The following is a 22,665-nucleotide window of genomic DNA, read 5'->3' on the forward strand; positions in this document are numbered from 1 at the left end:
GGCTAGTCGAGCGCGACCCGCTCGCCGTTTTCGTCGCTCCGCTCGATGGCGTCGAGCACCCGCTGGGCCTCGTAGGCGTCCTCGAACGACGGGTGGAACTCTTCGCCCGCGTCGGCAGCCGAGAGGAACTCGTAGTTCTCGTGGACGAACGTGTGCTCCCAGCCGAGGACGTGGCCCGGCGGCCACCAGTGGTCGACGTAGGGGTCGTCCTCGTCGGTGACGAGAATGGTCTCGTAGCCGCGGTTTCCTTCGCGCAGGAGTTCGAGTTCGTTGATTCGTTCGAGCGAGAACTTCAGACTTCCCTCCGACCCGTGGACGCGAATCGTGTGGTCGTTCTTGTGGCCCGTCGCGACGCGGGAGGCCTCGAACGTTCCCATCGCGCCGTTCTCGAACTCGGCCTCGGCGGTGTACGCGTCGTCGACGGTGACCGGGCGCGTCTCGTCTTCGCCTTCGACGGGTCGCTCGTCGACGAATGTCCGGAGAGAGCCACTCACGCTGTCGATGTCGCCCGCCTGCTCGCCGACGAGGAAGCGCGCGAGGTCGACCGTGTGCGCGCCGAGGTCGCCGAGCGCGCCGCTCCCGGCGAGCTCTTTGTCCATCCGCCACGCCCACGGCGCGTCGGGGTCGGCGAGCCAATCCTGCATGTAGCGGCCGTCGACGTGGCGAATCTCGCCGAGTTCGCCGTCGTCGATGAGCTTTTTCGCGTACTGGATGGCGGGAATGAACCGGTAGTTGAAGGCGCATCCCGCAGTGCCCGCGGCGTCGGCGGCGGCGTGGCGCATCCGCTCGGCCTCGTCGAGCGTCGGCGCGAGCGGTTTCTCGCAGAACACGTGCGCGCCCGCTTCGAGCGCCGCGATGGAGGGGTCGGCGTGGAGGTGGTTCGGACCGAGGTTGTAGAACACGTCCACCTCGTCGACGACGTCCTCCCAGTCGGTGGCGGTGTGTTCGAAGCCGAATCGGTCGGCGGCGTCAGCTAGTGCCTCCTCGTCGCGACCGACGAGCGTGTGACGGACCACCTCGGGCGCGTCCGGGAAGAACATTGGGAGTCGCGCCAACGCGTTCGAGTGTGCCTGTCCCATGAAGCGATAACCGAGCATACCGACCGTTAGCGTCATGCTCGTGAGTTCTCCCGGTGGCGGCTTATCCTTTGATATTCAATAGATTGATAGGACTCCGTCCCACCATCTCCGCGCATGAGTAATCGACCCTCCACCGGTTCGACCGCCGACGGCCTCCACCCGCCCGACGACGACCTTCACCCGCCCGCCGAGCGAATTCGCGTCGTCGCCCTCGGCGTTGTCCGCCGAGACGACGAACTGCTCGTCTTCGAGGGCGACTCCGAGGAGTCGGGCACGTACTACCGCCCGCTCGGCGGAGGCGTCGAGTTTGGCGAGCACAGCGTCGACGCGCTCCGCCGCGAGTTCCGCGAGGAGTTGGAAGTCGAACTGACTCAGGTCCACGAACTCGGCACGTTCGAGGACGTGTTCACCCTCGACGGCGAAGAGTGTCACGAAGTACACCGCGTCTACGGCGCGGCGTTCGTCCAGCAGTGGCCCTACCAGATGGACTCCTTCACCGGCTACGAGCCCGAACTCGACGAGGAATTCGACTGTCTGTGGAAACCGCTGTCGGCGTTCACCGACGGCGAAGAGACGCTGTACCCCGAAAAACTGCCGAGCGTGCTCTGAGAGCGTTTCGTCTACTTCGGTCCGGCGACTACACCCAGTGGGCTTCGCCGGGCGTTGTCTCGAACGTCGCCCGCTGGAGCAGTTCGACCGCCTTCTCCAGCCCCTCCTGCGACGAGGTGAGCGAGTCCTCGTGTTCGATGGAGAGCGCGCCGTCGTAGCCGATCATCCGGAGCGTCGAGACGATATCCTTCCAGTGTCCCTCGCCGTGGCCGTAGCCGACGGTGCGGAACAGCCACGAGCGGTCGGGTTCGTCGGTGTACGGCGTGGTGTCGAGGACGCCCTTGATGCGTGATTGGTCGTCGTAGACGCGGGTGTCCTTTGCGTGGACGTGGTGGATGGCTCCCGCCTCCCCGAGGTAGCGGATGGCGGCGAGCACGTCGATACCCTGCCAGTAGAGGTGCGAGGGGTCGAAGTTCGCGCCGACGTACTGGTTCGTCGCCTCGCGCAGACGCAGCATCCCCGTCGGTTCGTAGACGAGCATGTTCGGGTGCATCTCGATGGCTAGCTGGACGCCGTGGTCGGCGGCGTGGTTCGAAAGTCCCGACCAGTAGTCGGTGGCGACGTCCCACTGGTAGTCGTGGGCGTCGGCGTGCTCGTTCGGCCACGGCGCGGTTATCCAGTTCGGCACGTCGTCGTCGGGTCCGCCTGCGGGCAGCCCCGAGAAACAGGTGACGACGTCGACGTCGAGTTGGTCGGCGAGCGTGACAGCTTCGCGGAGTTCCGTATCGGCGTGTCCGGCCGTCTCCTCGTCGGGATGCAGCGGGTTGTTGTGCGTCGCGAGCGCACTGATGCGCATCTCGTACTCGTCGAGTAGGTCCAACAGTTCGGACTGCGCGTCCTCGTCGTCGAGTAGTTCCTGACGGTCGACGTGGGTCTCGCCGGGGAACCCGCCGATGCCGAGTTCGACCGCGGAGACGCCGATACCGTCGAGGTAATCGAGTGCCTCTTCGAGCGACTGGCCGTCGAGGGGGACGGTGAGTACTCCGATGTCCATGCCTTTCGGTACATCTAGAACGCCGATAAAACTTCAGGAGAGGTGCCCGCTCTGGGCAGAGGACGGACCGGCCGGAGTCGACGCAAGCGCGTCGGCGACCACAGAGACCGCCGAAAGCAGAGAAGAGCCGTTAGAACCCGTCAAACGCCATCAGAATAGCGAATCGGACACTCGCAGTACGGGTGCTTTCTTTGTCGGCCGACTCAGTCGAGTTCCGGCGTCGCTTCCGGTTCGCCGTCGAGTCGAACCGCCGTTCCCTCCGCCGAGGAACGGTAGATTGCGTCGATGACGCGCTGGACTGCCAGTCCCTGTTCGACGGTGTTTCGGTCCGGTTTCTGGCCGGAGGCGACGGCCTCGAGGAACAGGCGCTGTTCGGATTTGTGGGTGTCGTTGGCCTGAGTCTGGATGTCGGTGTCGCGAAGGTGGTCGGTGCCGTCCTTGCCGGTTTCGTAGAGCGTCAGTTCGTGGCTCGCGCGGTCGAAGCGCGCGCCGGCCTCGGAGCCGCGGAGGATGAACTCGTCGTTCGTCGGTCGGTTCGTCGCCCACGCGACTTCAAGGGAGATGGTCTGCCCCTCCGCAGAGCGAATGAATGCGCTCGCGGAGTCGTCTACGTCGAACCCTTCCGGGCCGATGTCCTCGCCCCACATCTCGACGAAGGCGTAGTCGTCCTGGTTGCCGAACTGCGAGCGCGTCACGCCGGAGACTTCGACGATTTCGGGGAAGTCGAGGAAGTGGAGCGCGAGGTCGATCGCGTGGACGCCGATGTCGATGAGCGCGCCGCCGCCGGCGATATCCTTCGAGGTGAACCACGACCCGCGGCCGGGGATGCCGCGACGGCGGACGTAGTTGGCCTCAACGTGTTGCATCTCGCCGAACTCGCCGTCGCGCTGGTAGCTCTTGATGACTTCGACGGGGTTCGCGAAGCGGTTGTTGAAGCCGACCATGCAGAGCGCGTCCGACGATTCCGCGGCGGCGGCGATTCGCTCGGCGCTCTCTAAGTTGTGCGCGAGCGGCTTCTCCAGCAGCACGTCGATACCGGCATCGAGCGCCGCGACGGCGTATTCCTCGTGGAACCGGTTCGGCGTCGTCACGATGACCGCGTCGACGTCGTCGAACAGTTCCTGTTTGTCGTCGTAGGCGTCGACACCGTACTTCTCGGCGAAGCGTCGGCGAGCGTCGGCTTGGATGTCCATGCCCCCGACGAGCGTCGCACCCAAATCCGTCAAACGGTCGGCGTGGTAATGCCCGATGTTACCGAGGCCGATTACCCCGACCCGTACTGGCGTGTCCGAAGTCATTCTCTACTGCTCGTTTACTATAGGCCGTGTTAAGCGTCACGTTCCTGCGTGCTCAGTACAACTGACGCTCGCGTTCCTCGCGTTCTTCCTCGCGTTGCTCTTCTTCCTTCATCCTGCGCCTTCCGCGCAGAAACTGCCGTCCCTTCGGGATGATGATGTTCTTCAGATCTAGCACGAACGACACGATGCCGTACGCCCAGAAGAAGAACAGAAGCGTCACCGCCCCGATGTACAGTAAGCCGAGTTCGGTGACCATCTGTAGCGTTCAGTCGTCGCTTTCGGCTTCGGTTTCGGTGACGCTCTCGCTACTCGTTAGCTTGACCAGTCCGTGCTGGATCGCCTGGCCCGACGCGGTGTCGAAGAGATGAATCCTGCTCCGGTCGAGGACGACGTCGAACTCTTGGTCCTCGGCGATGTCGCTGTCGGGGTCGACGCTCATCAGCAGTTGGTTCTGCTGTGCGGCTTCCATATCCATCCCGCCGGCGCTCTCGTCCAGCATCAAGTAGACGAATATCTCGTCGCCCATCGGTTCGAGGACGTCCGTCGTCGTGTCGATACTCATCGACGGGTGCGAGAGCGACTGCGACTGGTCGATCGGGTAGACGTCTTCGGGACGCACCCCGAGAGTAACTTCCTGACCGACTTCGACGCCCATCTGTGCGGGGTCGAACTCGATTGTGATGCCGGTGTCGTGCTCGAAGCCCTGCTGGGTGACGGTGCCGTCGAGGAAGTTCATCGCCGGCGATCCGATGAACCCCGCGACGAACAGGTTGTCAGGTTCGTTGTAGCAGGTCAGCGGTGGATCTATCTGCTGGAGTTTGCCGCCGTCGAGGACGGCGATGCGGTCTGACATCGTCATCGCCTCCGCCTGGTCGTGCGTGACGTAGATGATCGTCGTGTCCAGTTCCTTGTGCAGGCGCTGGAGTTCGGTCCGCATGTGGACGCGCAGTTTCGCGTCGAGGTTCGCCAGCGGCTCGTCCATCAGGAACACGTCGGGGTTCCGGACGATAGCACGGGCGATGGCGACGCGCTGGCGCTGGCCGCCGGACATCTCGTCGGGCATGCGGTCTAACATCCCCTCCAGTTGGACGATGTCGGAGGCGCGCTCGACGCGGCGGTCTATCTCCTCCTTCTCGTAGTCGCGGAGTCGGAGGCCGAAGCTGATGTTGTCGTACACATCCATGTGCGGGAACAGCGCGATGTTCTGGAACACCATCGCCACCCCGCGGTCTTTCGGAGGGAGGTTCGTCACCTCCCTGTCGCCGATGTGGATGGTCCCCTCCGTGGGTTTGGTCAACCCGGCGACCATCTCCATGGTCGTCGACTTCCCGCAGCCGGACGGACCGACGAGGCAAACGAACTCCCCGTCGTGGATCTCCACGTTCATGTCGTCGACTGCCGTTACGTCCTCGTACCGTTTCGTTACGTGTTCGAGTTTTACGTCTCCCATTGTCTTACTCCTTGAGTGCTCCTGCCGTGAGCCCGCTGACGATTTTCTCCTGTGCGACGATGACCAGCACGGCCACCGGCAGCACGCCGATGATACTCGCCGCCGCCATCAGATGGTACGGTGTGTCGTACTGGCCCTGCAAGCCGATGATACCCGCGACGAGCGGGGCCCAGCTTCCGGGTTCACCGTTGTTCATCAGGAACGAGAAGAAGAACTCGTTGTAGACGCTGATGAACGTGAGCACACCCGCCGTCGCCACGCCGGGCGCCGACAGCGGGATGATGACGCGGAACAGCGCGCCCAACCGGGTCGTTCCCTCGACGCGCGCGGCGTCCTCCAGTCCGTCCGGAATCTGCCCGTAGAACGTCGTGAGGATGAAGATAGACAGCGGCATGAACAGCGCGCTGAACGGAAGCACCATCGCTCCCGGCGTGTTGTACAGCTCGGGGAAGGCGATGGCGAGCCCCGTTCCGGGAATCGCGATCGCGACGTTTCCCGTGAACAGGTCGTACAGCGGCAGCAGGAACGCCGCCGGCGGGAAGTACGAGATGGCGAGGATGGCCAGCATCAGCGGCCCGCGTCCGGGGAATCGGAGGCGGCCGAAGACGTAGCCCGCGAGACTCGCCAACAGCAGAACGACCACGGTGGTCAAGATGCCGAGCACGAAGCTGTTGAACATGAAGATGTGGAACGGCACGCGCTCGAACACCACCAGGAAGGACTCGAAGTTGAGCGTCCCGCCCGGCGGGTAGAGCCCGACGTTCTGTAGCGCCCGCGGCGGCGTCAGCGACAGCACGAGCAGCCAGTAGAACGGGAACAGCGTCGTGAGCAGGAAAAACGCCGTCAGGACGTAGAACATCGCGCGGTACGTCCGCTCGGGGTTCTTTATCGAACTGCTGACCCATCGGCTGAACGGTCCGCGCTTCAGTTCGCGGTCGTCGCCGCCGATGGTCGTCGTCGAATCGCCGGTCTGTGGTTCGCTTCCCATCTCAGAATCCACCTCCTTCAGCGTCGGCGAACTTCACGATGTAGACGGACACCGCGACGCCGATGATTGCGGCTGTGATGAACGCGACGGACGCCGCCGTCCCGTACGCGCGCTGGTTGAAGCTCGTGACGACCAGACACGACAGCGACGGCACCGTCGTACAGGCGGAGGTCGTCTCGATGATGCCGTAGACGCGCATCGCCGCGATGGTCCGGAAAAGCATCGCGACGAGAATCGTCGGCATGATGAGCGGCAGCGTGATCATCTTGAACTGTTGCCACTTCGACGCGCCGGCGACTTTCGCCACGTCGTACAGCGAGCGGTCGATGCTCTGCAATCCCGCGAGGATGAGCAACGCCATGAACGCCGACGTCTTCCAGATGTCGGCGACGATAATGATGGTCGTCGCGTCCACCGTGTTCGCCAGCGGCGTCGTCCCGATCCACGTGAGTTGGTTGAGCAGCGTCGGGTTCTGACTGGTGCCGACGAGGAAGCCGATACCGGGCTGGAACAGTAGGTAGAAGATCATCCCTTGGATGACGATGGGCACCGCCCACGGGATGATTATCGCTACTCGAACCCAGCGCCGTCCACGGAAATCCTGGTCGAGCACGAGCGCCTGTCCGAAGCCGATAATCGTCTCGAAGAACACGCTCACGAGGGTGAATACGAGCGTCACGCCGAGGGCACTCGCGAATATCCCGTTCGGCGTCAGCGACGTGGGCATGAACGCCGACGGGAGCGCGTAGCTTCGTTGGTTCGTCAGGAGTTCGACGTAATTGGTGATGCCGACGAACTGGCCAAGATTAGCCGAACCCGACAACGCGTCGGCGAACAGCGACATCCAGAACGTCGTGACGAGCGGGTACACTGCGATTACCAGCAGCAGTATCAGCGCTGGCACGAGCAGCAAGTACGCGTACGCCGTCTCGCTCAGGTTTTCCATCCAGCGGACTGTCGAGACGTACGGACCGGACCGTGAACCGTCTCGAACAGTCCCCTGCGATTCCTGTTCTGTGGCCATTGGTAACAAGTATTAACGTTGGGAGGCAGACGCTTAGGCGTTCTGTTCGATCTGTTCGAGCGTCGACTGGAGACTCGACATCGCGTCCTCGGGCGACTTCTGCTGGGCGTACGTGGAGTTGACCTCCGAGGCGATCTGGTCGGACTGCTGTGACCAGACGGCCGTGACAGGTCGCGGAACGGCGTTCTCACCAGCGACTCGAAGCTGCTCGAGGTAGCGACCGATGACGGGCACTTGCGCCGCGCGGTCGGAGTTGAGCAGTTCCGGCTTCGGCGGAATCCACCCGAGAATCTCGAACATCTTGAGGTTGAACTCGTCGGTCATCATCGCCTGGATGACGGCCGCGGCGGCGTTCTTCTTCTCGGTGCTCGAGTTCGGGTTCAGCGAGATGTGCCAGCCGCCGAGCGCGGCAGACGGACCGCCGGTGCCTTCGTACTCGGCTTCGTCCGGCGTCACGGCGTACGGAATCGGCATCACGCCGAGGTCCTCGCCGTAGTTCTCCTCCGCGCCGTTCTCGACGATGGAGTACGGCCAGTTACGCAGCGCGACGGCGTTGCCGTTGTCGAACGGCGCCTTCGAGGGGTCTTCCTGCCACTGGAGGACGGCCTCGGGCGAAATCCGCTGGTAGCCGTCGAGCGAGTGCTCGTCGTCCTGTCCGTGGATGAACGTCCGAATCATCCGGATGGACTGCAGGACGGGTTCCTCGTTGACGGTGATCGGTCGGTCGCCGACCGGACCGAACAGGTTGCTGTGGTCGCCGAAGTACGCGCCGCCCCACCCGGTGATGAACTCGTTGAAGTCACAGCAGGAGAGCCCCTCGTAGGAGGCCGCCTGGAAGTTGAACCCCATCTGGACGTCGTCGTTCTGCGAGACGACGTCCGCGATCATGTTGTTGAAATCCTTCCACGTCATCGACTCCGTCCCCCAGTTGTTCCCGTCGGGGTCGTAGCCGGCGTCCGTGACGAGGTCCTTGCGGTACTGAATCGTCGGGAAGTCCGGGAACAGCGGAACCGCGTAGAGGTCGTCAGAGTCGGGGTGCTTCGCGGTTTCGACACTCGCTCCGAAGTAGTTATCGTTGACCTGCGAAACCATGTCGCTCGGCAGCGACTGGCCGAGGTTCTGAAGCTGGTCGCGGACGATGAACGGAATCGTCCACCCGCTGTCGGTCATCAGAAGCGTCGGCTCCTCCTGTCCGGAGTTGAGCCACGTCTGATACTGGTTCTGCCGGTCGTCGGTCACCTGTGACCCACCGAGAATGTCGATGGAGATGTTGTCCGGAAGTCCGGCCGAGCGCAGCGCCTCGGTGATGCGGTCGACGTTGTCCGCGACGCGGGAGTCCGCCGCCCACTGGACGGTGACTTCGTTGTTCACCGAACCGGGGTCTAACTGCTCGCTGGTGTTGTTCCCGCCGCCGTTTCCGTCGCCGCCGTTGTCCTGGCTCTGGATACATCCGGCCAGTCCGAACGCGACGCCGGAGGCACCGGCCGCCTGCACGAATCGTCGCCGAGATACGCTACTTCGTTGCTTCGCACGGTCGCGTGAGTCAGCATCAACCATTACAGTTTGTTCTCTTAGCAGAGGACTCATTTATAGCTTCGGCACGGTTACTACGTCCGTTGTAGTGAATTAACTGTCACGAGGTTTTCGGTGCGTAGACGGCCTGTATAGACCGTTTTCGATATCGTTAGGCAATCCCATCGTCGAATCAATCTCGGTATTCCGAACGTTATGGAGCCGTTCAATTTTTCGTCTCGATCGGCCACTGGGGCGTCTTCGGCGACTCTATCCGTTCTACCTCGTCCGCCGACAGGTTCACGTCGAGCGCACCGACGTTCTCTTCGAGGTGCTCGACGCTTCGCGGACCGATGATGGGCGCGGTGACCACGGGTTTGTGCAACAGCCACGCGAGGCTCACCTGCGCAGGCGTCGCGTCTTTCTCGTCGGCGACGGCGCGAATCTCGTCGAGCACCGTCCAGTTCTCCTCGGTGAATCGGTCCTGCGTATACTCGTCGGTGTCCGCTCGCAGTCCCTCCTCGACGTCGCCGTCGCGTTCGTACTTCCCGGTCAGAAAGCCGCCCGCCAGCGGCGACCACGGGATGACGCCGACGCCCTCGCCGTCGCAGACCGGCAACAGGTTGGCCTCTTCGTGGCGGTCGACCGCGTTGTACTCCGGTTGCATGCAGGTGAAACGCTCGTACTCCTCGATGTCGCTCGTGTACAGCGCCTTCGTGAACTGGTACGATGTCATCGTGCTCGCGCCGATGTAGCGGACTTTACCCGTCTCGACGAGGTGACTCAGTGCAGAAAGGGTCTCCTCGATGGGCGTCTCGTCGTCCCAGCGGTGAATCTGATAGAGGTCGATGTAGTCGGTTCCCAACCGCTCGAGACTCGCCTCGGCCTGGTCGAGGATATGTTTCCGCGAGAGACCCTGCCCGTTCGGGTAGTCGCCCATCTCGCCGTACACCTTGGTGGCGACGACCAACTCGTCGCGGTTGCGGCCCTCGATAGCCTTCCCGACGATCTCCTCGCTCTCGCCGCGCGAGTAGACGTTCGCCGTGTCGAGGAAGTTGATGCCGAGATCGAGCGCTCGGTGGATGAGTTCGATGCTCGCCTCCTCGTCGTTCATCATCCACTCCGCGCCCGACCCGAAGTTCATACAGCCTAGGCAGAACCGCGACACCTCCAAACCGGTGTCGCCGAGTTTCGTATACTCCATCTCCGTCATACGTGACCTTCAACGACGGACGGGAAAAGTGTGGAGGCGGCGGCGAGGTACAAACCGACCGCGGCAGAACCCTCAAGTCACCCCGGCGACCACTCACGGGCATGTCACTGCTCGACACCGTTCGGCGACCCGAGTACACCGGTGAACGTCGCTGTTGGCCGTGTACGGCGGTCAACGCGGCGATCATCGCGCTCGTCTGTCTGCTGCTCGCTCCGTTCTCCTACGGTTTCTCGCTCGTCGTCGGCGCTGTCGGCGTCGGTCTCGTCTATCTGCGGGGTTACGCGGTCCCGTACACCCCGGCCTTCGCGCCGAAACTCGTTTCTCGCCTCCCGGTCGACTTTGGACCGAAGTACGCCGTCGGCGACGGTAACGGCGGCAGCGGCAGTCTCGGCGACGTCGGACGCGATGGCGACGGCAACGCCACCGACACCACCGACGACGACACCGGCGATGACGATACCGACGCTCGCCGCTCTGACACGTTGACGGAGGGCAAACTCGACGGCGAGGCGCTCGTTCGCGAACTCTGCGCGGCAGGTGTGTTCGCCGACAGCGACGAACTCTACCTCACGGACGCGTTCGTCGACGAGTGGACGGCCGAGATGAGCAACCTCCGCGCCAGCGACCGTGAGACGCTCGCCGCGGCCGCCGCCGACGCGATGCCCGCGGGGGCGACGTGGGAACTCGACGACGAGTGGGTCGTCCTTGAAAGCGACGGCGCAAAGACGTGGCTCTCGGAGTCGGTGGCGACTGCGGAGACGGCCGTCGTTCGCTCGTTGCGGTCGCGGGGCGTCGACGACGCCGTCGCCGCGCACGCGGCGAATCCACTTCGGATGTTCCTCCCGGAGTGTCCGGTCTGCGGCGGAGTGGTCGAAGAAACGACGGTGAGAAACTGCTGCGGCGGGACGATGGGCGTCTACGATTCACCGGATATCGAGGTGCTGGCCTGCAAGGAGTGCGACGAACTGCTGTACGAGTTCTAAACCGGCCGAAACTCTCCACCGCTACTTCGTCAGTCGTCGGCGCGACGCTGTGCGCCGTCGCGAAGTCGGTCGGCGCGGCCCGGCGGTTCCTCGCGGCCGATGCGGATCTCTTGGCCCTCGATATCTTCGAGTGCCGCGACCAACCCGCCGACGCGGATAGTGCCGTCGTCGGTCTCGACGACGAGCGACGCGACTTCCTCGGTGTCCTCGAACGCGAGGTCGACGACTTTCCCTTCGGCGACGATGGGGTCGCCCGTCTCGATGTCACGGCCTTCGACAGTGGCATAGAAGTCGCCGTCGAGGTCGCGGATATCCTTCACCGCGCGACGAATCGAGGCGTAGCGCCGGGGGAACGGTCGGTCTTTGCCACCGGCGGCGAGTGTGTCGGCGGTGGTCCAGAGGACGGTCCCGAAGAAGCCCGAGACCAGAAAGCCGAGCGCCGAACGGTTGAAGATGACGCCGTAGCGGTCGCGGTCGTCGCGGAGGGCGTCCTGCGTCGCGTAGATGGAGTACTCGCCGTCAGCGACGGCCAGCACGGGCGTCGTGATGCCGCGGCGACTTCGAGCGATGGTGCAGACGTCCATGTAGTCGAACTCTGCGGGGTCGGGTGCTTGTGAGGCGGGCGTAACTAGGAGGTCGATGCTGACGCCGTCGTTCGTTGCCTCGACCAGGTCGTCGTGGAAGCGCTGCAGCAGGTCGGGCGTGAGCGAGAGCACGAGTTCGAACTCCGCGGTGTCGATGATCTCCTCGATGTAACGGAGAATCGTCGACCGGGATTTAACGAGCGAGACGGCCTCCGTCTCGCGAGCCGGTGCGGTGTAGCGCGCGCCGAGTTCTTCGACCATCTCGGTGAAGGAACTCCGGAAGTTGCCGAAGGCGTTCTCGGGGTCGACGGCGACGATCTTCATCGGCCGCGACTCGCGGAGTTCGACGAGGCCCCGGTCGGCGAGGCTCCGAACCGTGTCGTACACCCGCGGTTGCGGGATGTCGGTCCGGTCGGCGATTTCGCTCGCGGTCAGTTGTCCGTGTTCTAAGACGGCGAGATACGCGTCTATCTCGTACTCGCCGAGGTTGAAGCGCTCGCCGACGCGCTCCATCGTGAGTCGAAGGTCATCGACCATGATAGTTCGACCTCACTCCGCACGTAAGAGATTTACTATAGCACGAGTAGCACGCAGTTCCGAAAACACGTTGTTACAGGTAGGTGAACGTTCGGCGCACCTATTCATCAACGTTCTGGTCCAGGGCCGCCGGGGCGCTACATGTACATTCGGTCCTCGGCCGAATCCCCTTCGCGCGCCTCGATTCGCTCGGCGAGTTCGCCGTAGTACTGTTCGACGCGCCCGGCGAACTCCTCTAGCGGACCCGTCTCGACGCCGAGGTCGTACACGGCGTCGACGGTGTTAATAAGTCGCAAGGCGGCCTCCACGTCCGGCACCTGCGCGTGGACCGGCGTGACGTAGACGCAGACGCCGAGCGACGAGGAGAGACCGCGTTCGACGAACGCCGCGTTCGTCCCGTCGAGGAAGCCGTTGCCCATCGGCGGGACGTCCGCTTCGGTCAACCGGGACTCGCGGTAGTCGTCGGTGGCGATGTAGAACGTGCGGTGCTGCCCGGGACCGTGCGGAACCGGCACCCCCGAGAGGATGGCGACTTCCTCGACGCCGGCGGTCTCCGTCCAGTCGAGAATCGCGTCCGAGAACGTCTTACCGGCCGCCGCCGGGACGAACAGTTCGCTGACGAGGACCGTCAAGTCGAGGTCTGGCCGGGAGAACAGTCGCGTGTGGTGTCGCGGACGGCCGTTCTCGAACGGCGTGATGGCGGGGAGACCGTCGGCGGTGATGTGGCCTCGCTCCTCCAGTTCGAGGTGGTCGACGAGGTAGTCGACGGCGGTGAGTCCGGCGAGGCCGAACGTCGAGAAGCCGGCGAGAAGCGTGTCGCTGGGGTCGGTGTCGTGCGAGACGTGAAAATCGTAGGGGAGTCGCGAAGCGGACATACTCGACCTACTATCGGCGGGGGTTTAGCGGTTCGCCGTTGACTCGGTCGGTTCGGAAGGTCGGTCTGAGGCGCGGGACCGACGGAGGAAAACGCTTTTTCACGTAGCCTGAGTCACCTTGGGCAATGACGTCGGGTCGAGTATCGACGATTCTGTGGGTCGCCCTCCAGCAGACGCCGACTACGACCCCGGACGAATCCGAGTCGACGGCGGAGGGTCTCGGGAAGTTCCTCGCGAGTCTCGTCCCCGAGTGGATACAGCAGTTACCGGGCTGGCGGTTCGCGCTCGCGCTGCTCATCTTAGTGGCCGGCGTCTACCTCTCGAAACTCGTCGTTCGACTGCTCGGCCGTCCTGTCGCGAAGCGGTTCGCGCGCCAGAGTGTCGCACAGATAGTGCTCTCGGGCATCCGAATCGCCGTCGTCCTCCTCTCGATGTTCGTGGCACTCGGCGCGTACAACGTCACCTTTCCCGACATCTTCGTCTTCGGGACGGTGTTTACGGCGGTGGTGGGTATCGTCCTCGCGCCCATCATCGGCAGCGTCATCAACGGCCTGTTCGTCCTCGCCGACCAGCCGTACGAGATCGGCGATATGGTAGAACTGGATACCGGCGAGCGGGGGTTCGTCGAAGAGATCACGATTCGGTACACGAAGATGTTCACCCTCGACAACTCCTTCCTCGTCCTCCCGAACTCCTCGATCCGCGAACGCGACGTAGTCAACTACTCTGCGGAGGACGAGCGGTCGCGTCTCACGCTCCACATCCTCGTCACGTACGAATCCGACATCGAGACGGCGCGACGGCTCATCGAGCGGGCGGCGCAGAACTGCGACGATGTCATCGAGGGCGGTCCAGCCATCCGCATCGGCAGCGCCCGCTACCCGGCGAAGCCGACGTGTTACCTCGACGAGTACGCCGATCACGGTATCCTCCTCACGCTCCGCTACTGGGCGAAGCAGCCGTACAAGATGCTCACTGTCCGCTCGAAGATCCAGACGCGTATCAAGACGCTGTTCGAGGAGTCCGACGCGACGCTGGAGTTCGCCTACCCGCACCAGCACCTCATCTTCGACGAGACCAGCGGCACCGCGAGCGTGAGCTTCAACGGCGAAAGCTGGGACGACGTGGTTCCCGACGACGGCGAGCGCGTCGCGAACGCCGACGACCCTTCACGACGGAACACCTGACTCTCGAAGCTACGGATACGGATGGAACGGCGCGTCCAATCGAGGCTCGAACCCGAGGTCCGCCGGGACCCGACGCGCCCGCTCGCCGAAGAACGCCTCGCCCGTGAAGAGCGGTTGCGCCTCCGGCACGACAACCCGAACCGCCTCGAACCCGAGCGCCGCCACGTCCGGCGTCGTGACGCGCGCTGCGTACGTCCCCAGACCGGCGGCCGACGCCCGCGAGACGACGGTTTCGAGTTCCTCGGTTCCCGATAGCTCCGCCGTCCCCACGTCGGCGGCGCGGACCCGGCCGGTCGAGTCGACGAACCGACGCGCCGCCCGCGGGAAGTCGGCGTACTCGCCGATGGCACCGCTCTCCCCGGCCGCTCGTTCGGGACCCATCGCTCGAAGTTCCGTCCAGTTCTGCAGCGCCTCCGCCAGCGCCGAGCGAGCGGCCGCCGCCGCATCGAGATTCGCCCCGGAGCCGACGGCGAACTGCGGCCACGTCGCCTCCTCGATCTCGCCGCCGCGGTGGACCGCGACGGCAACGACGGGGACGTCCACGTCCTGCGTCACGAGGAGCGGCGTCACCGACAGCGATTCAGCGCGCGCGCGACCGACTAACGTCTCGAACCCCTCGTCGTCGACGACGAGTTCCAGCGGATCGAACGTTGAGTACCACGCGAGCATCGTCGCGTCGCGTTCGAGCGTCTCGTAGAGACCCGACAAGCAGGCTTCGACGGTAGAGTTTCCGAGACCGAGACCGGTCGTGATGGCCGGTTTGTGGCGTTCGGTCGGCGGCGGGAACTGGACGAACTCAGCGGGGAGCGAGACGCGCTCTCGCGAATCGAGATCGACCCCTTCGGCCCACGGGATCGACTCGTCTCGACCCGCCGTCTCCCACCCGTCGGGGCGGACGAACCGCCGCGGCGACACCGGATTCGCGCGGTTCGTCTCCGAGGCGGTGACGAACTCACCGTTCCGATAGACGCCCGCGCAGTACCGCTCCAGCGCCTCGCCGAGCGCCTTCATGAACGCCGGGTTCCAGTCGGCGTCTACGCCCGCGGCGAACTCGGCGGCGCGGGCATCGGAGAACACGGTCGTGTCGGCGGTCTGCGCAAAGTAGTATGGTACCGGAAACGACTCGCGTTCGCCGACGGTCCGAACGATGCCTACCCGGTCGTCGAGCGCTCGCTCCGCGCGCGCGAGCGAGTCGTCGAGGTCGGCGTCGCGGTGGTCGAGCGCGAACGTCTGGTCGCGGGCGGCGTTCGACGGCCCGGACGCGTGGCACTCGCACCCCGGAACCGGGTGGAACTCCCGCTCGGGACCGGGAACTTCGACGACGGTGCCCGCGAGGCTCTCGCTGGAGAGCAGGGCGACGGCGCGACGCCCGGCGACGGCCCCGGCGAGTCGGACCGCCGCTCTGTCGCCGTGCGGCCGGTCGGCCGCCTCGTCGTCATCGAGGTTCGAGGCGACGCGCGCGCGGAGACAGCGAAAACAGCCGGAGTCGGCGGCGAAAACGGAGACCGATGCGTCGAGCGCCGAGAGCGGGTGCCCGCCGACGCCCCCGATTTCGACAGCGACCCAGCGGTTGGCGACGTCGTTCGCCTGGGCGAACGCGTCGCTTCCGGCGGGGGCGACGACGACGCCGAGCGCGAAGTCGGCGAGGCCACCGGGCGTCGTCTCCGAGACCTGTGCATCGATATCTGCGAACGCGGCGCGAACAGACTCCGCGGCGGGACCCGACCCGACGAGACCGGCGTGCATGCGTCGGAAGAGGGACGAAGGGGAAGAAAAGGCGTCGTTCGAAGCGTCAATGCGACGCGGCTACCGCCCGTCGACGTACTCGGTTCGCCGTCGCGGAGGCGGTGCAGTCGCTATCGGCGTAAGTGCCACAGTACCGCGTGCGAGGCCCTCGACCGAGCACGCGGCTTTTTTGGTGCAGATTTTTGCGCCGAGCGAGTCGCGCGAAGCGCGGCCCCGAGGCGGAAAAAGGTGCGTTAGTTGAGCATGCTCATCGCGACGCTGGCGAGTTCGTCGCCGTTGGCGCCGCGGAGTCGGTCGTCGCCGAGTTTCAGACGGAGACGTGGGCGACCTACGTCGATAGGCACCTTCTCGGTGTCGATGAGACCCATGTCTTCGAGTTTCGTCTTCGTGCGCGAGAACGTCGCCTTCGAGGCGATACCGACGTCTTCGCCCCACTTCGAGATGTCGTACAGCAGCACGTCGTTTTTCGCCGCGACGAGGAGGCTGATGGTCACTTCGTCGAGACCGTCGCCGTCGCCGCGTGCGGTTTCGAGCGAGGCGAGGACGGCATCGAAGTCCGACTCGGCCTGGTCGCTGATTTCGGCGCCGAGCGTGTCGCGGACGCGCGAAATCGGCGGTGTGCGGAGCTTGAAGTCGGGCGACTCCTGCCAGAGTGTCTCGTACGTCTCGAAGGCGGCCTCGACGAACTCGTCGTCTTCGGTCGTCAGCGCGGCGACGCGGCCGTCGGCGGTGACGAGTGCCATCACGGCGTCGCGAGTGACGAGCAGCGCGTTGTCGACTTCCTCGGTGGTGGTGCGCATTGACAGCGCCCCCGCGTCGATGAGGTCCGCGGCGTTGCTGGCGACGATGAAATCACCCATCACGTCTTTCAGGATGCCTTCGTCGGCGACCATCCGGATGTTTGGGAGTTCAGTGTCTACCGAGGTGGCGACGGCGACGAGTTCTTCGACCGCTTCCGCCGACGGGTCGACGATGAACAGGTCGTCGTCTGCGTCTTCGAGCGCGGCGCGAAGAATATCCTCTATCTGTTCTTCGAGTAAATTTGAGGCCATATTACTGTGGTGATAAACGGGTGGAGATTATTTAATATTAACGCTACTTGACGGTTGGATTCGCCCGAGGACGCCGAACGGGTTTCGACCGCACGAGTTGTTTGCAGACCTACAATTTCCACAATTGTTAACTGCCGTCACGGTACATGTCATTATGTATATGTCAAACAATCACTCAGAGCAGAGACGTATCGCGTCGTCTACGACCGCGTTCCTCGCCCGACATCCGCGCCTCCTCGTCGCCGGCGTCGTCCTCCTGGTCGGCATCGCGACGCAGGGCACCGTCGGTGCGGAGGTGACGTTCGTCGAGCCGTACAACGGCCACAGCACGTCCACCGGGCCGTAGAGGGTCAGGACCGCAGCGTGTTCGCTAACCCGTCCGACCAGTGGATGTCGCCGTCGTAGACGACGGGCGTATCCGCGTGGTTCAGGAACTCGCACAACCTCTCTCGGTCGAGGACGTACGTCCCCGTCGACCCGAGCAGACGCGACTCGTCGTCGGGCGTGACGTGTGTCTGGAAGTAGCCGCCGTTTACCCACGGCGAGTAGACGCTGTAGCGGAGTTCGAACTCGTCGCAGTCGAGACGGACGAGTTCCACGTCCGAGGAGACGTAGTTGTCCGACTGCGCGAGGACGTGCGTGCCGTCGCCGACGACGGCGTAATCTTTACCGGTCATGATGCGTCGGCGCGCCATCTGCATGGCTCGCTCGAAGCAGAAGCCGTGAACGAGGAGGCGCGCGAACATCGTTCCGACCTTCGCGGCCTGACTGTCGACGACGCGGTTGAACGTCACCGCGCCCGCGACGCTGCCTCGTTCGACGAGACCGATGCCCTCGTAGAACGAGCCGCAGGCGTTGAGAAAGAACGTCTGGACGTTCGACTCCTTCAGCGCCGATACCGAGAGATGTCCGTCCGCACAGCGCAGCCCGGCGCGGTCGCAATGGCCGATGTAGTGGACGAAGTCGTGCGGCGTCTCGAACACCGTCGCCAGTTCCTCGGTCGTCAGATGTTCGCGCACCTCGATGTCGATGTCGAGGTCGGCGGCGCGTTCGCGGTAGATGCGGGCGGCCTCGGCGTGCTCGTTCTCCATCCCGCTGTCGTTGAGGATAGCGACGACGGAGATGGAGTCGTCGGCGCGCCCCAGGAAATCGAAGCGGTTCTCGTACGCTTCGGGGACGCCTTTGAACACGTCGATGGGGACGCCGCCGGCCAGCCATCCGTGCGCCCGACCCGGCCCGAGTTTCGGTTTCGTGAGATCGACGGCGACGGCGTCGTCGCTCGGCGACTTGAGTCCGCGGTAGAAGTCGTCCAACGACCGGGTGAGACGCTCGCCGCCGTCGAGTGGCGTCGACTCCGGCAGGAAGACGTTCGGAACGTTCTGCAGCAGATACGGGAGCGTCTTCGCGTGCGACATCGTCGGTTCGACGTACATCGAGAGGTGCCACTCGGGTAACTCGTCGGAGATGCACTCGAACGGCGCATCGAGGTACGCGTTCAGGCGCTCGGCCACCGGCGCGGCGTACAGCGCGTCGGCGTCCAGCGGGAGCTCCGAAAGCAGTCGGAACTCCGCGAGGTCGGTTCCGTGCGGGCCCGCGTTTCGGACCAGACAGTCCAGGAGGAAGACGCGTCGGAGCAGGGCCGCGGTTTCGTACTGGAACGACGGGAGCGCCGGAAGTTCGTGGACGCGGTCGGCGGTTTCGAGTCGCGGCGTCGTCCCCGACTCGACGGCGACGGTCGCGCCGAGGTAGTGCGCCAGCGACGACGCCGGAAAGAGGTAGTCGAGTTCCGGCGGGAGGCGGAACTCGACGCTCGTCTCCTCGCGGCGTTCGGAAACGACGTCCGGAATCGACACCGAGTCGCCGAACGCGACGCGGGGCGGGTGGTCCCGCATCGTCGGGTACGAGCGGTCGGCGGTCGTGGTTCGGTGGCCCGACGGGAACTGCGAGAGCGCCGTCGCGACGCCTGCGGGCGTCCGCGGGACGACCACCGTCTCGGCGGGGGCGTGCGTCCGATTCCGGAAGCCCAGCGTCACCGTGGTTCGCGTCGGAAAGGAGAGTATCGCCGCTTCGTAGTTTGGTTTCTCCAGACGGACGGGACCGGAGAAAGCGACGTACGTCAACACGTTGCCGTCGACGCGGACGACGTAGTCGCCCGGCGGGAGGTCTATCGGGCCGACCTCGCTCGCGAGTTCGAAGCGACTGCCGTCGCTCGCCTCGGCGACGACGAACACCGGCGGGAAGCGCAGTTCGGTCGTTGTCCCCGAGACGGTCACGTCGGGGTCGCGAGGGATCGACGGACCGCCGGTCGTCTCCGTCCAGCGCTCGGCAACCACGTCGATGGTGGTTTTCGAGGAGTCAACGGCCCGGATTCCCTGTTCGGTCGACTCCACCGAAATCATTGAGGATACGAAAGTAAATCTGCGACGACGTATATCTCTGTCGGAGCGGGACGGAGAGCGGTTCTACGGGCGTCTCGGAGATTATACCGGCGTTTCGAAGCATTCGACAGTCGGTCCAAGCGGGTCGCGGTGACGAAGCGAGCGAGTCGCAGCGGCGAACCGAGTAGACTGCGGCAACGAGTCGACCGTGTTGGGGTACCGACGAGCCGACTTGTTGCAGTGGCGACGAGCCGACCGTGTTGCGGCGCTGACGACCAACCGCGCCGCGGGGAGATAATGGACCACTCCTCAACGATCGAGCTACCGGAGAGGGCAGAGAGGGCGGATAGACTGGAAAGATGTGGAGAGAGGGACACACTTAATGCGATTTCAACCGCCATGGGAATCATGGACTACGATCACGTACGCGAAGTCGATCCGGCGGTCGCGGACGCCCTCTCCGGGGAAGTGAGCCGCCAGCAGGAGACGTTGGCGATGATCGCGAGCGAGAACCACGTCAGTCGAGCGGTTCTCGAAGCGCAGGGGAGTGCGCTGACCAACAAGTACGCCGAGGGCTACCCCGGTTCGCGGTACTACGCCGGTTGCGAGTACGCCGACGAAGTCGAAAGCCTCGCGGTCGACCGCGCGAAGGAACTGTGGGGTGCGGAGCACGTCAACGTCCAACCGCACTCCGGGACGCAGGCGAACATGGGCGTCTACCTCGCGATGCTCGAACCCGGCGACAAGATTCTCTCGCTGGAACTCAACCACGGCGGCCACCTCAGCCACGGCCACCCCGCGAACTTCACCGGGAAACTCTACGACGTCGAGCAGTACCACGTCGACGCCGAGACGGGCTACATCGACTACGACGCGCTCGAAGCGCAGGCGCGCGAGTTCGAACCGGACATCATCGTCTCGGGTTACTCCGCGTACCCGCGTACGGTCGACTGGGAGCGCATCCAGGACGTCGCCGACGACGTCGACGCTTACCACCTCGCCGACATCGCCCACATCACGGGTCTCGTCGCGGCGGGCACCCACCCCTCGCCCGTCGGTATCGCCGACTTCGTCACGGGGTCGACGCACAAGACCATCCGTGCAGGTCGCGGCGGCATCATCATGACGAGTGAGGAACACGCGAAGGCCGTCGACTCAGCCGTCTTCCCCGGCGCACAGGGCGGCCCGCTCATGCACAACATCGCGGGCAAAGCCGTCGGCTTCCACGAGGCGATGCAACCCGAGTTCCAGGAGTACGCGGAACGCGTCGTCGCTAACGCGAAAACGCTCGCTGACACGTTCGAGGAGAACGGTCTCGGCGTCGTCTCCGGCGGCACCGACACCCACCTCGTACTCGTCGACCTCCGCGAGTCGCACCCGGACCTCACCGGCGGCGAGGCGGAAGAGGCGCTCGAATCGGTCGGCGTCGTCCTCAACGCCAACACCGTCCCCGGCGAGACCCGCTCGGCGTTCAACCCCAGCGGCATCCGCGCGGGCACGCCCGGACTCACGACTCGCGGGTTCGACGAGGAGGCGACCGCGGAAGTCGGCGACCTCATCTCCCGCGTCGTCGACAACCACGACGACGAGGCGGTGCTCGAAGACGTGAGCGCGAGCGTGCAGGACCTCTGCGAAGCCCACCCGCTATACGACTGATTACTCGCTGACGCGGACGGTAAACACTGGAACGGGCGAACTGCGGACGATTTTCTCGGTCGTGCTTCCGAGGAGGTAGCGACCGAGACCGCTGCGCCCGTGCGTCGCCATCACGACGAGGTCGACGCCGTTTTCCTCGACGTAGGAGAGAATCTCGTCGTCGGGGTGTCCCTGGACGACGATTTCTTCGACGTCGACGCCGCGGGCGACGTCGCTCTCGACGATAGCCGACACCGCCTCTTGGCCGTCGGCTTCGAGCGCGTCGAAAATCTCGGTTCCGACGGTGGTGAGACTGTCGCGCTGCGTGTCGGCGACGTAGAGGACGTGGACCGTCGCGTCGTACTGCCGCGCGAGGTCGAACGCGTGTGCAGCCGCCTGTCGGGAACCGTCACTCCCGTCGGTCGGGAGCAGTATCGTGTCGTACATCGCCTGATGGTACGGCCACGGTGAAGATAAAACACCCACGTCTCCACGGCATTGCCGACAGCGCCGCAGCGCTGTCGAACGCTTCGGATACCACACAAACATGTATATCTGTCGTGTCTTGATGCCAGACCTATGCACGAACCCGAGAATTAAAGGCGAAGGCGGCCGCCAGTTCACTCATGGCCGAGATAATCGACGGCAACGCCGTCGCCGCGGAAATTCGCTCCGACCTCCAACACTCCATCTCCACGCTGAAAGACGCGGGCGTGACGCCCGGCCTCGCCACCGTGTTGATGAGCGACGACCCCGCCAGCGAGACGTACGTCTCGATGAAACAGCGCGACTGCGAGGAGGTGGGCATCGACGGCATCCACGTCGAACTCGACGCCGACGCCCCCGCCGACGAACTGTACGACACCATCGACGACCTGAACGCCAACCCCGACGTCCACGGCATCCTCGTACAGATGCCGGTTCCGGACCACGTCGACACGCGCCGCGTCCTCCGCTCGATCGCGCCCGAGAAGGACGCCGACGGCTTCCACCCCGAGAACGTCGGCCGTCTCGTCGCCGGCGACGCCCGCTTCAAACCCTGTACGCCCCACGGCGTCCAGAAACTGCTGGAAGCGACCAGCGTCGACCCCGAAGGGAAGGACGTCGTCGTCGTCGGCCGCTCCGACATCGTCGGCAAACCGCTGGCAAACCTTCTGATACAGAAGGCCGAGGGCGGCAACGCGACGGTCACCGTCTGTCATTCCCGAACGGAGGACCTCGCGGCGAAGACGAAGCAGGCGGACGTCGTCGTCGCCGCCGTCGGCGTTCCCGAACTCGTTACCGGCGAGATGCTGAAAGACGGCGCCGTCGTCATCGACGTGGGAGTCAACCGCGTCGACGCGGACAACGAGAAGGGGTACGAACTCGTCGGCGACGTGGCGTTCGAGAGTGCGAAGGAGAAGGCGAGCGCCATCACGCCCGTCCCCGGCGGCGTCGGGCCGATGACCCGCGCGATGCTCCTGTACAACACCGTCAAAGCCGCGAGCGAGCAGTCCGGCGTCGGCGTTGAACTCTCCTGAA

21 protein-coding genes are annotated in these 22,665 nt (G+C 64.6%); 6 read left to right on the forward strand and 15 right to left on the reverse strand.

What is annotated here, in order from left to right; genetic code table 11:
- Nucleotides 1–2 precede the first annotated feature (2 nt).
- Nucleotides 3–1,115 carry a Gfo/Idh/MocA family protein gene (locus LAQ58_RS04700; protein WP_224449456.1) on the reverse strand — a complete coding sequence of 371 codons (1,113 nt, stop codon included), beginning with the start codon at nucleotides 1,113–1,115 and terminating at the stop codon, nucleotides 3–5.
- 78 nt (nucleotides 1,116–1,193) lie between these two features.
- Between LAQ58_RS04700 and LAQ58_RS04705 the strand changes: the two genes are divergently transcribed.
- Entirely contained in the window at nucleotides 1,194–1,688 is a 495-nt protein-coding gene (locus LAQ58_RS04705) for an NUDIX hydrolase (RefSeq protein ID WP_224449457.1), read from the forward strand.
- A gap of 28 nt (nucleotides 1,689–1,716) precedes the next feature.
- On the opposite strand, the gene LAQ58_RS04710 is transcribed toward LAQ58_RS04705, so the two are convergent.
- The 8 genes from LAQ58_RS04710 to LAQ58_RS04745 form a co-directional block, all read right to left on the reverse strand.
- Complete coding sequence (locus LAQ58_RS04710; protein ID WP_224449458.1) at nucleotides 1,717–2,682, reverse strand: sugar phosphate isomerase/epimerase family protein; 966 nt, start codon at nucleotides 2,680–2,682, stop codon at nucleotides 1,717–1,719.
- A gap of 203 nt (nucleotides 2,683–2,885) precedes the next feature.
- Entirely contained in the window at nucleotides 2,886–3,980 is a 1,095-nt protein-coding gene (locus LAQ58_RS04715) for a Gfo/Idh/MocA family protein (protein ID WP_224449459.1), read from the reverse strand.
- 52 nt (nucleotides 3,981–4,032) lie between these two features.
- A complete protein-coding gene (locus tag LAQ58_RS04720) occupies nucleotides 4,033–4,236 on the reverse strand; it encodes a DUF8005 family protein (RefSeq protein WP_224449460.1) in 204 nt (67 codons plus the stop codon).
- Nucleotides 4,237–4,245: 9 nt separating this feature from the next.
- Nucleotides 4,246–5,430, reverse strand: a complete 1,185-nt coding sequence (locus tag LAQ58_RS04725) for an ABC transporter ATP-binding protein (protein WP_224449461.1) — start codon at nucleotides 5,428–5,430, stop codon at nucleotides 4,246–4,248.
- A gap of 4 nt (nucleotides 5,431–5,434) precedes the next feature.
- Nucleotides 5,435–6,418, reverse strand: coding sequence for a carbohydrate ABC transporter permease (locus LAQ58_RS04730; RefSeq protein WP_224449462.1), 984 nt, complete (start codon nucleotides 6,416–6,418; stop codon nucleotides 5,435–5,437).
- A gap of 1 nt (nucleotide 6,419) precedes the next feature.
- Nucleotides 6,420–7,364, reverse strand: a complete 945-nt coding sequence (locus tag LAQ58_RS04735; protein WP_224450216.1) for a carbohydrate ABC transporter permease — start codon at nucleotides 7,362–7,364, stop codon at nucleotides 6,420–6,422.
- 111 nt (nucleotides 7,365–7,475) lie between these two features.
- Nucleotides 7,476–8,999 carry an extracellular solute-binding protein gene (locus LAQ58_RS04740; RefSeq protein ID WP_224449463.1) on the reverse strand — a complete coding sequence of 508 codons (1,524 nt, stop codon included), beginning with the start codon at nucleotides 8,997–8,999 and terminating at the stop codon, nucleotides 7,476–7,478.
- A 181-nt stretch (nucleotides 9,000–9,180) separates the two neighbouring features.
- Nucleotides 9,181–10,167, reverse strand: a complete 987-nt coding sequence (locus tag LAQ58_RS04745; RefSeq protein WP_224449464.1) for an aldo/keto reductase — start codon at nucleotides 10,165–10,167, stop codon at nucleotides 9,181–9,183.
- Between the two features lie 101 nt (nucleotides 10,168–10,268).
- On the opposite strand from LAQ58_RS04745, the gene LAQ58_RS04750 reads away from it, so the two are divergent.
- A complete protein-coding gene (locus tag LAQ58_RS04750; RefSeq protein ID WP_224449465.1) occupies nucleotides 10,269–11,150 on the forward strand; it encodes a DUF8054 domain-containing protein in 882 nt (293 codons plus the stop codon).
- A gap of 29 nt (nucleotides 11,151–11,179) precedes the next feature.
- Here LAQ58_RS04750 and trmB read toward each other — a convergent pair whose 3' ends face one another.
- Nucleotides 11,180–12,271 (reverse strand): HTH-type sugar sensing transcriptional regulator TrmB, encoded by a 1,092-nt coding sequence (trmB, locus tag LAQ58_RS04755; RefSeq protein ID WP_224449466.1) that lies wholly within the window; start codon nucleotides 12,269–12,271, stop codon nucleotides 11,180–11,182.
- A 137-nt stretch (nucleotides 12,272–12,408) separates the two neighbouring features.
- A complete protein-coding gene (locus LAQ58_RS04760) occupies nucleotides 12,409–13,146 on the reverse strand; it encodes a proteasome assembly chaperone family protein (protein ID WP_224449467.1) in 738 nt (245 codons plus the stop codon).
- A gap of 125 nt (nucleotides 13,147–13,271) precedes the next feature.
- Between LAQ58_RS04760 and LAQ58_RS04765 the strand changes: the two genes are divergently transcribed.
- Nucleotides 13,272–14,333 carry a mechanosensitive ion channel family protein gene (locus LAQ58_RS04765; protein ID WP_224449468.1) on the forward strand — a complete coding sequence of 354 codons (1,062 nt, stop codon included), beginning with the start codon at nucleotides 13,272–13,274 and terminating at the stop codon, nucleotides 14,331–14,333.
- A gap of 9 nt (nucleotides 14,334–14,342) precedes the next feature.
- On the opposite strand, the gene LAQ58_RS04770 is transcribed toward LAQ58_RS04765, so the two are convergent.
- Complete coding sequence (locus LAQ58_RS04770) at nucleotides 14,343–16,079, reverse strand: YcaO-like family protein (RefSeq protein ID WP_224449469.1); 1,737 nt, start codon at nucleotides 16,077–16,079, stop codon at nucleotides 14,343–14,345.
- Nucleotides 16,080–16,312: 233 nt separating this feature from the next.
- Nucleotides 16,313–17,131 (reverse strand): transcriptional regulator TbsP, encoded by an 819-nt coding sequence (tbsP, locus tag LAQ58_RS04775; RefSeq protein WP_224449470.1) that lies wholly within the window; start codon nucleotides 17,129–17,131, stop codon nucleotides 16,313–16,315.
- A gap of 160 nt (nucleotides 17,132–17,291) precedes the next feature.
- On the opposite strand from tbsP, the gene LAQ58_RS04780 reads away from it, so the two are divergent.
- Nucleotides 17,292–17,477, forward strand: coding sequence for a hypothetical protein (locus LAQ58_RS04780; RefSeq protein WP_224449471.1), 186 nt, complete (start codon nucleotides 17,292–17,294; stop codon nucleotides 17,475–17,477).
- A 4-nt stretch (nucleotides 17,478–17,481) separates the two neighbouring features.
- Here the strand turns inward: LAQ58_RS04780 and LAQ58_RS04785 are convergent, their stop codons facing one another.
- Nucleotides 17,482–19,530 carry a hypothetical protein gene (locus LAQ58_RS04785; RefSeq protein ID WP_224449472.1) on the reverse strand — a complete coding sequence of 683 codons (2,049 nt, stop codon included), beginning with the start codon at nucleotides 19,528–19,530 and terminating at the stop codon, nucleotides 17,482–17,484.
- Nucleotides 19,531–19,917: 387 nt separating this feature from the next.
- On the opposite strand from LAQ58_RS04785, the gene glyA reads away from it, so the two are divergent.
- The gene (gene glyA, locus LAQ58_RS04790; protein ID WP_224449473.1) at nucleotides 19,918–21,165 is read left to right on the forward strand and encodes a serine hydroxymethyltransferase; all 1,248 of its coding nucleotides are present in this window, start codon (nucleotides 19,918–19,920) and stop codon (nucleotides 21,163–21,165) included.
- Here the strand turns inward: glyA and LAQ58_RS04795 are convergent, their stop codons facing one another.
- Nucleotides 21,166–21,591, reverse strand: coding sequence for a universal stress protein (locus tag LAQ58_RS04795; protein WP_224449474.1), 426 nt, complete (start codon nucleotides 21,589–21,591; stop codon nucleotides 21,166–21,168).
- Between the two features lie 179 nt (nucleotides 21,592–21,770).
- On the opposite strand from LAQ58_RS04795, the gene folD reads away from it, so the two are divergent.
- Entirely contained in the window at nucleotides 21,771–22,664 is an 894-nt protein-coding gene (gene folD / locus LAQ58_RS04800) for a bifunctional methylenetetrahydrofolate dehydrogenase/methenyltetrahydrofolate cyclohydrolase FolD (protein WP_224449475.1), read from the forward strand.
- Nucleotide 22,665 lies beyond the last annotated feature (1 nt).

It is taken from the genome of Haloprofundus salilacus (assembly GCF_020150815.1).
Taxonomy (GTDB): domain Archaea; phylum Halobacteriota; class Halobacteria; order Halobacteriales; family Haloferacaceae; genus Haloprofundus; species Haloprofundus salilacus.

Coding starts and splice junctions, on each gene's coding strand:
- LAQ58_RS04750 (WP_224449465.1), top strand. CDS start 10,269: ATGTCACTGCTCGACACCGTTCGGCGACCCGAGTACACCGGTGAACGT.
- LAQ58_RS04760 (WP_224449467.1), bottom strand. CDS start 13,146: ATGTCCGCTTCGCGACTCCCCTACGATTTTCACGTCTCGCACGACACC.
- LAQ58_RS04780 (WP_224449471.1), top strand. CDS start 17,292: ATGTCAAACAATCACTCAGAGCAGAGACGTATCGCGTCGTCTACGACC.
- LAQ58_RS04735 (WP_224450216.1), bottom strand. CDS start 7,364: ATGGAAAACCTGAGCGAGACGGCGTACGCGTACTTGCTGCTCGTGCCA.
- LAQ58_RS04705 (WP_224449457.1), top strand. CDS start 1,194: ATGAGTAATCGACCCTCCACCGGTTCGACCGCCGACGGCCTCCACCCG.
- LAQ58_RS04715 (WP_224449459.1), bottom strand. CDS start 3,980: ATGACTTCGGACACGCCAGTACGGGTCGGGGTAATCGGCCTCGGTAAC.
- LAQ58_RS04720 (WP_224449460.1), bottom strand. CDS start 4,236: ATGGTCACCGAACTCGGCTTACTGTACATCGGGGCGGTGACGCTTCTG.
- LAQ58_RS04725 (WP_224449461.1), bottom strand. CDS start 5,430: ATGGGAGACGTAAAACTCGAACACGTAACGAAACGGTACGAGGACGTA.
- tbsP (WP_224449470.1), bottom strand. CDS start 17,131: ATGGCCTCAAATTTACTCGAAGAACAGATAGAGGATATTCTTCGCGCC.
- LAQ58_RS04765 (WP_224449468.1), top strand. CDS start 13,272: ATGACGTCGGGTCGAGTATCGACGATTCTGTGGGTCGCCCTCCAGCAG.
- LAQ58_RS04795 (WP_224449474.1), bottom strand. CDS start 21,591: ATGTACGACACGATACTGCTCCCGACCGACGGGAGTGACGGTTCCCGA.
- LAQ58_RS04770 (WP_224449469.1), bottom strand. CDS start 16,079: ATGCACGCCGGTCTCGTCGGGTCGGGTCCCGCCGCGGAGTCTGTTCGC.
- glyA (WP_224449473.1), top strand. CDS start 19,918: ATGGACTACGATCACGTACGCGAAGTCGATCCGGCGGTCGCGGACGCC.
- LAQ58_RS04700 (WP_224449456.1), bottom strand. CDS start 1,115: ATGACGCTAACGGTCGGTATGCTCGGTTATCGCTTCATGGGACAGGCA.
- LAQ58_RS04710 (WP_224449458.1), bottom strand. CDS start 2,682: ATGGACATCGGAGTACTCACCGTCCCCCTCGACGGCCAGTCGCTCGAA.
- folD (WP_224449475.1), top strand. CDS start 21,771: ATGGCCGAGATAATCGACGGCAACGCCGTCGCCGCGGAAATTCGCTCC.
- LAQ58_RS04740 (WP_224449463.1), bottom strand. CDS start 8,999: ATGGTTGATGCTGACTCACGCGACCGTGCGAAGCAACGAAGTAGCGTA.
- trmB (WP_224449466.1), bottom strand. CDS start 12,271: ATGGTCGATGACCTTCGACTCACGATGGAGCGCGTCGGCGAGCGCTTC.
- LAQ58_RS04785 (WP_224449472.1), bottom strand. CDS start 19,530: ATGATTTCGGTGGAGTCGACCGAACAGGGAATCCGGGCCGTTGACTCC.
- LAQ58_RS04730 (WP_224449462.1), bottom strand. CDS start 6,418: ATGGGAAGCGAACCACAGACCGGCGATTCGACGACGACCATCGGCGGC.
- LAQ58_RS04745 (WP_224449464.1), bottom strand. CDS start 10,167: ATGACGGAGATGGAGTATACGAAACTCGGCGACACCGGTTTGGAGGTG.